The following is a 15,673-nucleotide window of genomic DNA, read 5'->3' on the forward strand; positions in this document are numbered from 1 at the left end:
TATAAACTTAATCTATATAATAAACTGCATAACTAGATGCAGTTATAATGATTTCACCTGCATGATAGGCATCGGGTACATAATTACTCGGTGTACTATCTGAGAGCATCACTTTTTCGGCGCGCATATAAGGGGCCGATTGCACATTTAATGGCTGCATAGATGCGCTATATAAGCCTTTTAACTCTACGCCAAACTCACTGCTAAATTCTTTAGCTGCATCGCGAGTATCTTTTATAGCCAGTTTTTGCGCTTTTTTGTAGAGTTCATCGTAATTGCTTGCTAAAAAACGCGTATGGTTAATTTCGTTAATACCATTGTTTACTAAGTTTTGTAGTAACTCGGGATATTTATTAATGGCATTAAGCTTAACCGTTAAAGATCTGCTAACCCTAAAACCTTTAAATTGTTGCTCACCGCTTTCACGATTATATTGGCTTTCTCGGTTTATTGATATTTGCCCGGCATTAATATCTGCATCACTTACACCTAATGCTGTTACTAATTTTATTGCCTTAGCCATGGTTATATCGGTTTTATTTTTTGCAGCAATTAAATCTTTATCTATTTCGGTAATGCCAACATTTAATAATACATGGTCTGGCATGGTGGTAATTGTTGCCTCACCTTTAACATAAATATGCGGTGTATCGGGTGTGGCCGCAGCAAATGCATTAAAGCTCAGTGCTGCACCTAAAAATAAAGTAAACGTTTTCATAAGTGAATCCTTTTATATTAACCGTAACAACTGGTTATATTACTAACTTTATTAAATTCGCAATCCTTTATTGGTCACTAATTTAATACAAAAAGTATTTACAGCTTGCTATATATTAAGCTTATTAAACACTTTAAGTGGTTAATTACAGATGAACAAGTACAAAAAACAGGCCGTAGCCTGTTTTTTAATTATTACTAAATACTAAGTTGCAGCTTTAAATGCTACTGCGCTTATAGTTACGGTACTTAGGTAACCAGTAGTTTTTATCGATAGCAGCCCATAGTGCGTCATCAGAAATATCAAGAGCAACGCCCTCTTCAATCGCTTTTTTGCCTACAGCAAATGCAATACGTTTACTTAGGGTTTCAATTTCTGTAAGTGCCGGTAATAAACTACCTTTGCCAGTATTTGCACGCGGCGATGATTCAGCCAGCATTTCGCTAGAAACACTTAACATAGCATCTGTAATACGCGTTGCTTTTGCAGCTATAACCCCTAAACCAATTCCCGGGAAAATATAACTGTTGTTACACTGCGGAATTGGGAAAAGCTCACCATTATATTCAACTGGGGCAAATGGGCTACCTGTAGCAACAAGTGCTTTACCTTCGGTCCAGTTAATAATATCTATTGGCTGTGCTTCTACCTGTTTTGACGGGTTACTTAATGGGAAAATAATAGGTTGTTCACAACCTGAATACATAGCGCGTATTACTTGTTCGGTAAATAAACCAGGTTGGCCCGAAACACCAATTAAAATATCGGGTTTAGAGCAATGCATTACATCAAGTAATGACGCAAATTCGCCGCTGTACGTCCATTCACTCAAACGAGCTTGTGGTTGCGCTAAAACTTGCTGAAAGTCGCGTAGACCTTCCATACCCTCCGATAACAAACCAAAGCGGTCAACCATAAATACCTGGCTGCGTGCTTGCGCTTCGCTAATACCTTCAAAAACCATTTGGCTTACAATTTGTTCAGCAATACCACAACCCGCAGAGCCAGCACCAACAAACACTACTTTTTGATCTGCTAGGCGTTCGTTTTTAACTCTACACGCAGCAAGCAATGAGCCAACAGTTACTGCAGCTGTGCCTTGAATGTCGTCATTAAAACTACAAATTTCATTACGGTAACGTTTCAGCAGTGGCATCGCATTTGGCTGAGCAAAGTCTTCAAACTGTAATAATACATTTGGCCAGCGACGCTTGATTGCTTTAATAAATAAGTCTAAAAACTCATCGTACTCATCTTGAGTAATACGCTTATGACGCGCACCCATATACATAGGATCGTTTAATAGCTTCTCGTTATTTGTACCCACATCTAGCATTACCGGTAATGTATACGCAGGGCTAATGCCACCACATGCGGTATACAAAGATAGCTTACCAATAGGAATACCCATGCCACCAATACCTTGGTCACCTAAGCCTAAAATGCGTTCACCATCGGTTACCACAATTACTTTTACTTTACCTTTGGTGGCATTGCGTAAAATGTCGTCTATTTGAAAACGATTTTCATATGAAATAAATAATCCACGTGCGCTGCGATATATATCTGAGAATTTTTCACAGGCATCACCCACTGTTGGGGTGTAAATTATTGGCATCATTTCTTCAATATGATCACGCACTAAACGATAATAAAGTGTTTCGTTATTATCTTGAATTGCACGTAAATAAATATGCTTATTAAGATTGTCGGTAAAACTAGAATACTGCTGGTAACAACGCTCTACCTGCTCTTCGATTGTTTCATAACGAGGAGGCAGTAAACCCGCAATATTAAAGTTTTCGCGTTCTTTTTGGCTAAATGCACTGCCTTTATTGAGTAATGGAGTTTCAAGAAGGCCGGGGCCAGAATGATGAATATAAAGATAATTTGGATCGGTATTTGTAGTCATATTTCCAAGCTTTACTTAGTCTTAAGTTATGATCTGTCATTATCGGTGTTAAAGGCTAAATTGCAATGCTATTTAACCTTGTCAGACCATTGAGAATATATAAATGCGCTAATTTTAAACACTAGCTTAGCGCATTTGTATTATACATAATTTAGAATTTTAAAGTGGCACTTTTATCAGTTAAATCAGACAAAGCCACCCCTTCACGGCGAGGATCGGCGCCGCCTATTAATGTGTTGTTTTTTACTTCAACTGCATGTAAACCAGAGTTTAAATCTAAAATTCTAACATTATGACCACGCTTGCTAAGTGCTGGCGCTAATGCTTCAAGCGCAGTGCCTTTTTCAAGGCTAGTGTAGTCGTTACGATTAGTAGTACGTGGTAGATTAATTGCTTCTTGAACAGATAAATCCCAATCAAGCACGCCAATTACCACTTGTGCAACGTAACTAATAATACGGCTTCCGCCAGGAGATCCGACAACCAAACGTAAACTTCCATCTTTATTAAATACCATTACTGGCGACATAGAGCTGCGCGGGCGCTTGCCAGCTTCAACTCGGTTTGCTACAAGCTGGCCGTTTTTACGCGGCGATAATGAAAAGTCAGTCAGCTGATTATTTAAAATAAAACCATTTACCATTACCGTTGAGCCAAAAGCCATTTCGATTGAACTGGTCATAGACACTGCATTGCCTTGGCTATCTACAATCGACACATGGCTGGTTGATGGCAATTCGAACGAGTCGTCTTTGGCATAACTTAAGTAATCAACTGGGTTACCAGCAACGGCTGTTATATCTTGCTCGGTAATTAGTTTTGCACGTGTGGCTATATAGTCTTTATTTAATAATTCCTTGGTAGGTACTTGGGTAAAATCGGGATCGCCCATGTAAACATCCCTATCGGCAAACGCAATTCTTGATGCTTGGCTAAAGTAATGCAGTGCTTGCTCACCATTTACTGGCAGTGCGCCCATGTTTTTATGCTCTAATAAGCCAAGCATTTGCAGCACAGCTACCCCGCCGCTACTGGGTGGTGCCATAGAACATACATTATAAACACGATACTCAATACATACCGCCTCGCGCTCTTTGCTAGTGTAATTAGCCAGATCTTGCTCATTTAATTTGCCAGGCGCTATTTTAGAGTGCTGTACCGCATTAACCATTTGTTTGGCATTAGCGCCCTTATAAAATGCATCAATACCATTACTAGCAATCTCTTTGTATAAATTAGCTAATGGCTGGTTTTTTTTGATGCTACCTATCGCAATTAATTTACCGTTTGGGAAAAAGTAGTCGTTAATTACTGGCATGCTCATTACGCCAGGGTTTAATTGGCGCTGCAGTAAACCGTGTAATCGCGGCGAAACCTCAAAGCCTTGCTCTGCAAGCTCAATGGCTGGTTTAAATAAATCAGCCCAAGGTAGTTTACCGTATTGTTTATGTGCGTTAGCAAAGGCATGTAAAACCCCTGGCACACCTACTGAGCGTCCACCTACTATGGCTTCAATCCACTTCACGGCTTTGCCATGCTTATCTAAAAACAATGTTTCGTCGGCGTTTTCTGGTGCAGTTTCACGGCCATCAAAACTGGTTAATTTGTTGTTTACTTTGTTGTAGTACAGCATAAAGGTGCCGCCACCAATACCTGAAGATTGTGGTTCTACTAAAGTCAGTACCAGTTGCGTTGCTATTGCAGCATCAACAGCGCTGCCGCCTTGCGCTAATATTTGCTGCCCAGCACGAGATGCATACGGGTTAGCTGCAACCACCATATAATTATTGCCGCTCACGGCTTGTTTATGTACTAAGCCGGTTGCGGCTTCTGGCTCGCGCGTTTCAATTTGAGTAAGGGGTTGTGCAAATAAAGGAAAAGACGTTGCACATAATGTAATAGCAAGTAATGTGTGATGTTTAAAGTTCATAAAGAGTAAATAACCTAAATTATCAGGAGTTAATTGGCATCTTAAAGTTAAACAGGCACAATATGCAAAAATTAATACTAAAAATTACAATTAAATGCTTAATTTACCAGTGCAACCTCGTTATTTACTCCCTCCTTTATTTTTAATGCTGCTAAGCGTTACTTTTGCTACTTTTGATTTAAATGACTTACTCGAATTTAATCGCGATTTAGTTAATCAGGGCGAATTGTGGCGAGTTTTTAGCAGCCAATTTGTTCATGCTAACTGGGCACATTTGGCGCTAAACTGCGGCGGTATTATTTTAATTTGGTTACTACATGGCGAACATACGTCGCCTAAACGCTACGCTATTAATATTAGCTTATTGGCTCTGTGGTGCGGCTTAGGTGTTTACTGGTTTTGCCCCAGTATTTATATTTACACTGGGCTAAGCGCACTGTTACATGGCGTTATTATTTGGGGCGCAGTTAAAGATACAACACTTGAGCTTAAGTCGGGCTATTTATTGTTTATTGGGGTGTGGCTTAAAATAATATTTGAGCAGCTAAATGGCCCTAATGCCGATATTGGTAAGCTTATAAACTCAACCGTTGCAATTGACGCGCACTTAATTGGTGCTATTGGTGGTACTTTGTTAGCCGCACCTTTATTAGTTAACTATATTAAAAACAAAAACTAAATATAAAAAAACGCCACTTAAAAGTGGCGTTTTAGGTGTAACTTGTTATTAATCGTTACAGGGTTTCTTTAAACAGTTTATAAATACGGCGATATTCATCTAACCAGCTCGATGGCTGCACAAAACCGTGCGGCTCTACCGGAAAAATAGCCGTTTCAAAGTTTTCTTTTTCAAGCTCAATTAAACGCTGTACTAATCTAACCGTATCTTGAAAAAACACGTTGTCGTCAACCATAGGCGCATTAATTAATAAGCGTTTGTTTAAACCCTCAGCATAGTAAATAGGCGAACTGCGCTCATACGCAATTGGATCAACATCCGGATGGTTTAATATATTTGCTGTGTACGGCGCATTATAATGAGCCCAATCTGTAACGGGGCGAAGTGCAGCACCCGCTTGAAACAATTCGGGCGCGGTAAATAACGCCATAAAGGTCATAAAGCCGCCATAAGAGCCACCATACGTGCCTACAGCTTGCGTATTTACGTTGGCATTTTCTGCCATCCATTTAACCCCATCAGCTAAATCTTGGGTTTCGGGTGTACCCATTTGACGATAAATTGCCGTACGCCAATCACGTCCATAGCCTTTAGATGCGCGGTAATCCATATCCATTACTACATAACCTTCGTCAGCTAATAACGAATGAAACATAAACTCACGAAAATACCCAGACCAGCCCAAGTGCGAGTTTTGTAAGTAACCTGCACCGTGGTTAAAAATAACCGCTTTACGCTTTTTACCCACTTCGCCCTCTACATAATCAGCCGGATAGTACACTTTTGCGTAAATAGGTTGATCAGTATGGCTAGATGGCACTGCAATTATTTTAGGGGTTGTTAGCTTTTTAGCTAAAAACTCATCCGAAACCGTATGTGTTAACCGGGTAACCTGTGTGTTTGCTTTTGCATCAGCCACATACAACTCAGTTGGTAACATAATTGTTGAGTGCTTTAACAGCAGCTTGGTTTGATCAGGGCTAAGTGTATAGTCGGTCATACCGTTAAGGTCGGTTACTTGCTCGTTTTTACCGGTTAGTGGATTTACACGGTAAATTTCGTATAGGCCTGGGTGTTCAACGTTAGCTTTATAATAAATAGCACTGTTATCGTCGGTAAGCGTAAGGTTAGATACTTCAAACTTACCTGTTGTTAGCGCTGTTGCTTTACCATTTAACGGCTTTTTATAAAGCTGACTGTAACCCGACTGCTCTGATAAATAATATAAGGTGTTAGAGTTGTGTAGCCAGCCAAAATCGTTAAAAGCATAGGCTATCCAAGCGTCGTCATGTAAACGATGTTGCGACACTAACTTATTATTTTTAAAATCGACGGTTGCTAACCAGCGATCTTTGTTATCCCACGCTTCTAGCATTATTGCTACGTTTGAGCCGTCGTCGTTCCAAATTATAGGGCTTTGATCCCAGCCCCAATCGCTAATTTAATTTATACCACGCGGCGCTTTTTTAGACTTATACGTTTTACCATCACGGGCATAGTTTTCTTTTTTAACCGCTGCCAATACGTCTTCATCAAAGCCCGGTAGGGTATCAAAGCTTAAGGTATTTTGACTTTTATCGTTTAAATTAATGTATACCAGCTCTGAGGTTTGCGACTTTTCGTCAGCTACTCGGCGGCGCGCTTTTTTAGGTTCAATGCGGGCATCATCGGTAATATAATTTGGCATTATATCGCTATCATCGCGCCAATCTCTTTGCTCTTGCACTACCACTAATAAAGCATCACCATTTGGCGATAACTGCACGTCTTTTACACTATTACCTTTGCCTAAATAAAACTCAGTATTAGCAATTGAGCTATTTTGCTGCTTAAGCTGTGCTTTGCGTGCTTGTTTATCTTTATTGTTTTTATGCGTTAGCGCTATGTAATCAATAAGTTTATGCTGCTCTTTAGCAATATAACTGCTTGGCTCTGTAATGCCCTGGGGCTTATCTGCCAGTTTTAAATTAGCAATTTCAGTGGTTAAGCCTGAGCTTAAGTCAACTTTAAAAAATGTATTACCTTGACGATAAGCTAAGCTGCCATCATTTAAAAATTGTGGCTTAGATTCAGTGCTAGAGGTATGCGTTACTTGTTGAATTGCACCTGTTGTAACGCTTTTTACAAATATATTTCCCTCAAATACATAGGCTTGCAGGGCTTTATTTTTTGAATAAACAGCTTTATTTGCACCTACAGTGTGCAGTTTATTAAGTGCTACTTGCTCTGCGCTTTGGCTTGTAATTGATTGGCTAAATAAGTTACGTAACTCATTACCTTGCTCTTTACGTGCATAAATAATGGTAGCAGAATCACTGCCCCAAAATGCGCGCTCTGGTTGACGTCCAAGCCAATCGGGATGGGCCATAGCTTGCTCTAACGTTATTTTAGTAGAGCCCATATCGGCGGGGGTATTAACAACGGCAGCAACAGGAGACGTTGTTACATTATTTTGCGTAGCTGTTGAAGATGATGCAGTTGCTTGACACCCTGCTAAAAAAACACTTGAGGCAACAGCCAGTGCTATTAATGTTTTGGACGATGAGATATTAAAAATCATAGTGCTTCTTAACGGTAATTATAATTAAGCCGTATTTAAGCAGAAGCACTTTGGTGATTGCAATTTTTTAAGACAAACGCCGGTGTAACTGAGTTAGGTTGCTTATTCTAAGCGTAAATCTAGCCAAACTAGTCGATGATCACTCGACGCATTTCTGTCTTTAATTAAGCGGTATAGCTGGCTATTTTTAGTTGGCCAAAATACCCCACCATCAATAATTTTTAACCCATAATGCGATGGCAAAACATAGTCAACCCGTGCTTGCCAACTTGCACTGTAATTTTTAGCATGGCTGTGCTGTGGATATTGCTCTTTTGCGCCAGCACTTTTCGGTATAAAACTGGCGTTTACAAGCGGATGCTTAAGTAGCTGATCTGTAGTTATAGTTCGCTGTTTATCACCCTCAGGGGCGGCATTTAAGTCACCTAAAATAACAAAGCGAGACTGAGCATTTAAACCGCCTTTTTTACCTTTATCGTCATAAATATAATCGGCATTATTAATGTAGTCTGCAACTAACCTTACTTCATCATGGTTACGCTTGCCGTTTCTGTCCTCTAAGCCATCAAAAACCGGTGGGGTTGGGTGCGATGCAAGTATATGTACCGTTTTATTATTAACTGATATGGGTAAATCCCAAAAAGATTTTGAGCTCAAACGAATGTTTTGCCATTCTTGCTCGTTATACCAGTTTTTGCCTGTGGTTGGATCAATAGGCATTTGCGCATTAGGCATATCTTTATATTTAAAAGTTTGCAGCGTTCGTACTTTATCTAAATCGATTGGATAACGAGATAAAACGGCCATACCGTAATGGCCTTCAAAAAAACCAAAACCGTGAGCGTCGCCCATTATTCCTATTTTTTTACCGTCGTTATCTAAATCAAACTCAGTGGCTAAACCGGTATTAACCGGCGCAATATAAAAATAAGGATAGTCTATTGCCGCTTGATTATTTTGACTCACGTTTAAATAATGGCTTTTAAAGTACGCTATACCCTGCTCTTTTGGCACATAATCAAACTCGTTTAATAGTATTATATCGGGGCGAACACGTTGAATTATTTCGGCAATATTTTTAATTTGTGAATGCTCTGCTTTAAGCGCGCTAACCAAAGAATCGCTTTTTACAGGGGTTTTTCTTGGTGTATAGTTAGTTGCATCCATACTTACATTAAAGGTGGCAACACGCAGTTGCGCCGCTGCAACGTAGTTGCTTAGCAGTAAACAAAACAACGTACTACCCAAAGTAATACTACTTAAATTACCTTTCATTATATCAACCCATCTAAAATTAAAAATAAAATAACACTACTTACCACTATCCATAATAAAATTGCCATTATAAAGGGCTTAAGTCCGGCTTGTTTTAGTATTGCTAATGATAGGCCACTACCAATTAAAAATAATGTAACTATAAGCAATTGTTTAGCAACTATATTAATAACACTCCATACAGGTGAAAACTGTGGCAAATAAGTATTAATAAGTGCGGCGAGTACAAAGCCAACAATAAATAGTGGAATACTGGCTTTTTCATCTGAGCGTAAAAACACCCCAGCAAGCGCAGTATAAGGAATGATCCACATAGCGCGGGTTAATTTTACTGTGGTGGCAATGCTTAGTGCCACAGCGCCATAAGTAGCGGATGCACCTACAACACTGCTGGTATCGTGAATAGCTAAAGCAGCCCACATGCCAAATTGCTGCTCGGTTAAATTAAAATAATGGCCAATGGCCGGAAACAACAGTAAGCCCACGCCATTGAGCATAAATACTACGCCAAGTGCCACAGCCACTTCATGATCTTTTGCTTTAATTACCGGTGCCATAGCTGCAATAGCACTGCCACCACAAATAGCAGTGCCAAATGAAATTAATACGCCGGTATTGCGGTTAAGTTTAAATACTTGGGTAAGTATTTCACCTAAGCCAATTATTGCGGTAATACTCACAATAGTGAGCACTAAAGAGCTGCTACCCACTTCAATTACCTGATTAAAGTCAACGGCAAAACCAAGCCCGACCACCGCTGCTTTTAACATCCACTTACTGGCTTTTTGCGAAAGCTCGGCAAACGGATTACCTAATGTCATAGCAAAAGCAGCGCCTATTACCAGTGCACTACCAGCGCCAATAAAAGGAGTGATACATAATGCTAAAAGAATTAAAAACAATGGCTTTTTGAGTGTTAATGGCATGCTGTATTACGCTCGAATTATTTTATCAGTTAACTTGTGTACTAAAGGTGCAACTAGAATAACTGTAGGAAATGCGATAGAAAATGCAAATACCCATGCTTTGAGCCATATAGTTATAATATTATCGACCATTCCCACGTTAAATAATGAGATCACAAAAGACATAAAGCCCGACATTAATAGTGCCATTAAAAATGCAAACACAACATTGCGGTATTTAGGGTTAAACATAGGTGTAGCCTTTGGCGTTAAGCAATAAATTGAGATGTCCCAATTTATTGCTTATTTTTAGTTGAGTATCAAAGATGTACTCGTGGCTAAAATACCTGGGTAGGCTTTTTCTGGTAAACACTCGCTAAGTTCAGCTAAGCGTTCACCTAGTTGATGTAGACTTTGAGCTGAGACATTAATATGACCCATTTTACGCCCTGGTTTTACTGTTTTACCGTACCAATGACTAGTTACATCAGTCACTTCTAAAACTGCAGTAGGAATACTGGCTTGGCCAAGCACATTTATCATCGCAGTGGCGTGTTTAAGCTCAGTATTACCCAGAGGCAGCCCTGCAACCGCACGCATATGGTTTTCAAACTGCGAGCAATGGCAACCTTGCTGTGTCCAGTGGCCTGAGTTGTGTACACGCGGGGCAATTTCGTTTACCAGTAAAGTGCCTTTAACGTCAAAAAACTCAATTGCCAATACACCCACATAATTAAGCTCATTCGCTAATTTAGTAAAGGCATCAATAGCTTGCTGCTCTACATGGCTATTATTTAAACCTGCTACCGATAAGGTTAACACACCATTGGTGTGCTGGTTTTCGGTTAACGGATAAATTGCAACATTACCGTGTTTATCGCGTGCACCAATAATAGATACTTCACGATCGAACGGAATCATTTTTTCAGCAATAATAGTATGAGGTGCATGTGCTGTGCCTGAGGCAATAAAATCAGACATTTGAGCCCAAATTTCATCAATTTGATCGTCAGACTTTAATCGCCATTGGCCTTTACCATCGTAGCCTGCTTGACAGGTTTTAATAACTAAAGGTTTACCTAGGTTTTTAACCGCAAGCTCAAGGTGCGCTTTTTCAGTAATAAGTTGATACGGTGCGCACGCTACAGCTGTTTTATCTAGTAGTGCTTTTTCGATTTGGCGATCGCCACCAGTTTTAATGGCCGCTTTACCCGGATAAAACTTATTGCTATTACAACAAAGTGTTAATACATCGTCAGGTATATGCTCAAACTCAGCAGTAATTGCATCTGCGTTTGCTATGGCTTGCTCTAATGTGGTTGAGTAAACTTCGCCTGTGAGTGGGTGCACAATTTTTTGGCTGCCTACATCGTACGCAACCACGTTCAAATTAAGTGGCGCGCCAGCAAGGCTCATCATGCGTGCTAATTGCCCTGCACCTAAAATTAAAATAGTCATTATTACTCTGCAGGATTAGGGTTAGCTAAAATAGTGTCGGTTTGTTCTTTACGAAACGCTTCAATTTTTGCGAATATTTCAGGGTTTTGACACCCTAAAATTTGCGCTGCAAGTAAACCTGCATTTGCAGCGCCAGGCTCACCAATAGCTAATGTCCCTACCGCAACACCTTTAGGCATTTGGCAAATAGAAAGTAGCGAATCAATACCATTAAGCGCTTTTGATTTAACTGGCACACCAAGTACTGGTAATGAGGTAAATGCAGCTGCCATACCCGGCAAATGGGCCGCGCCGCCTGCGCCTGCAATTATAACTTTAATACCACGGTCACTTGCTGAGCTTGCGTAATCAGCAAGGAGTTGAGGAGTTCGGTGGGCAGAAACTACTTTTGTTTCGTACTCAATGCCAAATTTTTCTAGCATGAGCGCCGCATGTTCCATGGTTGGCCAATCTGATTTAGAACCCATAATAATGCCAACTTTCATAAATACTCCTCAGTAATATACTATTTTAACTAGCGGACTTATGTCCGCTTTTATGGCGGGTATTATACCCAAAAGTCATTAAATTGCGACTAACAAAAACAAAAAAAGCCATGTTAAACATGGCTTTTTAAAGTTAGCAGTAAAGCGCTATTTACGCCTCTTTACTTGCTAGGTACTCAGCGTAGGTACCTCTAAAGTCAATAACCTTACCGTCTTTAACTTCCCAGATACGCGTAGCAACCGATGATACAAATTGGCGATCGTGAGACACAAACAATAAAGTACCTTCGTAGGCTTCAAGTGCTAAGTTAAGTGCTTCAATAGATTCCATATCCATGTGGTTGGTTGGCTCATCCATTAGTAATATATTTGGTTTATGCATCATAATTTTACCAAATAACATACGGCCTTGCTCACCACCCGATATTACTTTAACCGACTTTTTAATATCGTTTTGAGAGAACAACATACGGCCTAAAAAGCTGCGCACCACTTGCTCGTCGTCGCCTTCTTGCTGCCATTGCTCCATCCACTCAAATAAGTTCATACCGGTGGCAAATTCATCTGCATGATCTTGCGCGTAATAACCAATATTGGCATTTTCAGACCACTTAAACTCACCCGACTTAGGCGCTAAACGCCCAGCAAAGGTATTTAACAGTGTTGTTTTACCTACACCGTTTTCGCCAATAATAGCAATGCGTTCACCTACTTCTACTAAACCTTCAAGGCCAGAGAACAAAGTGTTGTCGCCAAAACCTTGGCTAAGGTTAGTCATTTCTAACGCATTACGGAATAATTGTTTTTCTTGATCGAAACGAATAAATGGCGTTTGACGTGATGACGCTTTAACTTCATCTAACTGAATTTTGTCGATACGTTTAGCACGCGACGTTGCTTGCTTAGCTTTTGACGCATTAGCAGAAAAACGTGATACAAATTGTTGAAGTTCAGCAATTTGGTTTTTCTTTTTGGCGTTTTCACTTAACAGACGCTCACGTGCTTGCGTTGCAGCAAACATGTATTCGTCGTAGTTACCTGAATAAATACGCAGCTCACCGTAATCAATATCGGCCATGTGGGTACAAACCGAGTTTAAAAAGTGGCGGTCATGCGATATTATTATCATGGTGCAATCGCGTTGGTTCAATACATCTTCTAACCACTTGATTGTATAAATATCCAAGTTATTAGTAGGTTCATCGAGTAGCATTATTTCAGGATCTGAAAACAGTACCTGTGCTAAAAGTACACGCAATTTAAAACCTGGCGCAATTTCTGACATAGGGCCATAGTGTTGCTCAGTAGCAATACCTACACCTAATAACAACTCACCCGCTTTAGATTCTGCAGAGTAACCGTCCATTTCGGCAAATTCAGTTTCCAAATCTGCTACTTTCATGCCATCCGCTTCGCTCATTTCAGCTAAAGAGTAAATGCGGTCGCGTTCTTGTTTAATTTCCCATAACTGCTTGTGACCCATGATCACAGTATCAATTACAGAATACTCTTCGTACGCAAACTGGTCTTGGTTTAGTTTAGCAACTCGTTCATTTGGATCAGTGCTAACGTTACCCGAAGACGGCTCAAGCTCACCACTTAGAATTTTCATAAATGTTGATTTACCGCAACCATTAGCACCGATCAAACCGTAACGGTTGCCGTCGCCAAATTTTGCTGAGATGTTTTCAAATAATGGTTTAGCACCAAATTGCATGGTGATGTTAGCTGTACTAATAATAGCGCTACCCTCCAAGGGAGACATGATGTATTTTAATTGCGCGCAGTTTAAACCAAATTCATCGTTTTTTCTATGAAAGTTTAAAGGCTAAATACGCAAATAAGAGCCTGCTTTAATAACTATAATTAAGTTGTAAAATATTACTTAACGCACACTAGGTAACGCACCTTACAAAGCGATTAAATTGCCGCATAATTAAACAAATTTCAATTTTGAAAAGTTAGCACCTCCTTATATTTGTATCCAAAAACAACATCAGTCAGCAATTGATATTGCTGCTGGTGCGTATTTAATTAATAAATTTTTGCTGACTGAATTTCATTCGCCGTTGTTAACACCTGCAAAATTATTTAATACAACTGTTTAACCTGTTTGTTAGCTTGTTTGTCGCATTTAGTTTTTATTAAAAATATTTTTGTATATATTGATGATATAAAAGCCACTTAGAGCTTTTGCACTACCCTTCACTTTTTAGCTTTTAGCCAACTTGAAAAAAACTCACCTTTATTTTTTTAATTTCTAATACCAAACAACTACCCAGCAACTCAAAGCATTAAAAAAAGCAACACCACAAAAACAAAATTAACGCTTGGTGAATATTTGCCATTTATTTTGTTTATTGCGGGTGATTATTTTTCACTTTTGAGCATATTATTGCTTTGTTAGTCTTCAATCCCACAGATATACCCCAATAAAAAAGCATCAAATTTACACAAGGCAACAAATGATAAATAACAAGTTAGCAACTCTACTAAGCGTAAGTATTTTAGCGGCTCCAGCTGTATCAGCAGTAGAAGTTTATAAAGACGATAAAAATGCTGTCTCTATTGGTGGTTATATTGACGTTCGTGCGATCAATACCCAAAACCAAACTGAAATAGTAAATGGTGCCTCGCGTATTAACTTTGCTTTTAAACGCCAATTAAAAAATGATTGGGAAGCACTGGCCTTAATTGAATGGGGTGTAAACCCTGTTGGTAACAGTGATATTGTTTATAATAACCGTTTTGAATCTATTCAAGATGAGTTTTTATATAACCGCTTAGGTTATGCCGGCTTATCGCATGATAAATATGGTCAAATTACCATTGGTAAACAATGGGGTTCGTGGTTCGATGTTGTTTACGCCACCAACTACAGCTATGTGTGGGATGGTAACGCAGCAGGTGTTTACACATATAATAAAGACGATGGCGCAGTAAATGGTACCGGTCGCGGTGATAAAACGCTGCAATATCGCAATACTTACAACGACTTTGAATTTAGCGTACAAACGCAGCTAAAAAACAGTGAGTTTTACACTTGTGATGTAAGCAATATTACAGAAGCACAGTGCCAAACAAAATGGGAAGCTGGCGATGCGACAGCACAAAAAGTAGAGTTTAATTACACTTTTGGTGGCGCAGTAACTTATAACGTAACCAATATGCTTACGTTAACTGCCGGCATTAACCGCGGTGAGTTTGACTTACACTTTGGCGATGGCACAACTCGCTCAGTAGAAGATATAATTTATGGCGCTGGTATTATTTGGGGTAACATTAACGCACCAGGTTTATACGCTGCCGCTAACATTAATAAAAACGAAAACCATGATACCGACAATTTGGGTCGCTTAATTAAAGAAGCAGTTGGTATAGAAACATTTGTATCTTACCGTTTCGATAATGACTTTAGACCATTTATTGCATACAACCTTTTTGATGCTGGCGACGATTACGTAATTCAACCTAACTTTAACGCCGATCCTAACGATGTATTTAAGCGTCAATTTGCCGTTTTTGGTGTTCATTACTTACTTGACGACAATACCCAGCTTTACATAGAAGCACGTAAAGATTTTGGTGACTTTGAAAGTGCTAATAAAGAACAACAAGCACTTATGGAACAATCGGAAGATGACGGCATCACAATTGGTTTTAGGTATATACTTTAAAGCCTAACATAGTTTTATAAAGGCCTTGTTATAGAGCATAACAAGGCCTTTTTTATTGGTTTTAAGTTTATAGC

The 15,673-nt window shown here is 39.5% G+C and carries 11 protein-coding genes and 1 pseudogene; 2 read left to right on the forward strand and 10 right to left on the reverse strand.

Annotated elements, in window-relative coordinates:
• Nucleotides 1-7: 7 nt before the first annotated feature.
• The 3 genes from PNIG_RS08870 to ggt form a co-directional block, all read right to left on the reverse strand.
• Nucleotides 8-718 (reverse strand): SIMPL domain-containing protein, encoded by a 711-nt coding sequence (locus PNIG_RS08870; protein WP_011328242.1) that lies wholly within the window; start codon nucleotides 716-718, stop codon nucleotides 8-10.
• A 217-nt stretch (nucleotides 719-935) separates the two neighbouring features.
• Nucleotides 936-2,630, reverse strand: a complete 1,695-nt coding sequence (locus PNIG_RS08875) for an NAD-dependent malic enzyme (protein WP_086996947.1) — start codon at nucleotides 2,628-2,630, stop codon at nucleotides 936-938.
• Between the two features lie 151 nt (nucleotides 2,631-2,781).
• Nucleotides 2,782-4,560: a gamma-glutamyltransferase gene (gene ggt, locus PNIG_RS08880; protein WP_089368318.1), complete on the reverse strand. Its 1,779-nt coding sequence runs from the start codon at nucleotides 4,558-4,560 to the stop codon at nucleotides 2,782-2,784.
• Between the two features lie 94 nt (nucleotides 4,561-4,654).
• Between ggt and rrtA the strand changes: the two genes are divergently transcribed.
• Nucleotides 4,655-5,239 (forward strand): rhombosortase, encoded by a 585-nt coding sequence (gene rrtA, locus PNIG_RS08885; RefSeq protein ID WP_086996953.1) that lies wholly within the window; start codon nucleotides 4,655-4,657, stop codon nucleotides 5,237-5,239.
• 55 nt (nucleotides 5,240-5,294) lie between these two features.
• Here the strand turns inward: rrtA and PNIG_RS08890 are convergent.
• The 7 genes and pseudogenes from PNIG_RS08890 to PNIG_RS08920 all read right to left on the reverse strand — a co-directional run bounded on the left by PNIG_RS08890 (nucleotide 5,295) and on the right by PNIG_RS08920 (nucleotide 13,663).
• A pseudogene (locus PNIG_RS08890) lies at nucleotides 5,295-7,799 on the reverse strand (S9 family peptidase).
• A 102-nt stretch (nucleotides 7,800-7,901) separates the two neighbouring features.
• A complete protein-coding gene (locus PNIG_RS08895; protein ID WP_086996959.1) occupies nucleotides 7,902-9,074 on the reverse strand; it encodes an endonuclease/exonuclease/phosphatase family protein in 1,173 nt (390 codons plus the stop codon).
• Complete coding sequence (locus PNIG_RS08900) at nucleotides 9,074-10,000, reverse strand: YeiH family protein (RefSeq protein WP_096317092.1); 927 nt, start codon at nucleotides 9,998-10,000, stop codon at nucleotides 9,074-9,076. Before PNIG_RS08900 ends, PNIG_RS08895 begins: the two co-directional genes overlap by 1 nt.
• A 6-nt stretch (nucleotides 10,001-10,006) precedes the next feature.
• Entirely contained in the window at nucleotides 10,007-10,231 is a 225-nt protein-coding gene (locus PNIG_RS08905; protein WP_011328249.1) for a DUF2798 domain-containing protein, read from the reverse strand.
• Nucleotides 10,232-10,288: 57 nt separating this feature from the next.
• Nucleotides 10,289-11,437 carry a 5-(carboxyamino)imidazole ribonucleotide synthase gene (locus PNIG_RS08910; RefSeq protein WP_086996962.1) on the reverse strand — a complete coding sequence of 383 codons (1,149 nt, stop codon included), beginning with the start codon at nucleotides 11,435-11,437 and terminating at the stop codon, nucleotides 10,289-10,291.
• Between the two features lie 2 nt (nucleotides 11,438-11,439).
• The gene (gene purE / locus PNIG_RS08915; protein WP_011328251.1) at nucleotides 11,440-11,922 is read right to left on the reverse strand and encodes a 5-(carboxyamino)imidazole ribonucleotide mutase; all 483 of its coding nucleotides are present in this window, start codon (nucleotides 11,920-11,922) and stop codon (nucleotides 11,440-11,442) included.
• A gap of 151 nt (nucleotides 11,923-12,073) precedes the next feature.
• Nucleotides 12,074-13,663: an ABC-F family ATPase gene (locus PNIG_RS08920; protein WP_089368960.1), complete on the reverse strand. Its 1,590-nt coding sequence runs from the start codon at nucleotides 13,661-13,663 to the stop codon at nucleotides 12,074-12,076.
• 724 nt (nucleotides 13,664-14,387) lie between these two features.
• On the opposite strand from PNIG_RS08920, the gene PNIG_RS08925 reads away from it, so the two are divergent.
• Nucleotides 14,388-15,599 (forward strand): porin, encoded by a 1,212-nt coding sequence (locus PNIG_RS08925; protein ID WP_089368319.1) that lies wholly within the window; start codon nucleotides 14,388-14,390, stop codon nucleotides 15,597-15,599.
• The last annotated feature ends 74 nt before the right edge of the window (nucleotides 15,600-15,673 follow it).

Origin of the sequence: Pseudoalteromonas nigrifaciens (assembly GCF_002221505.1) — a bacterium.
GTDB lineage: Bacteria > Pseudomonadota > Gammaproteobacteria > Enterobacterales > Alteromonadaceae > Pseudoalteromonas > Pseudoalteromonas nigrifaciens.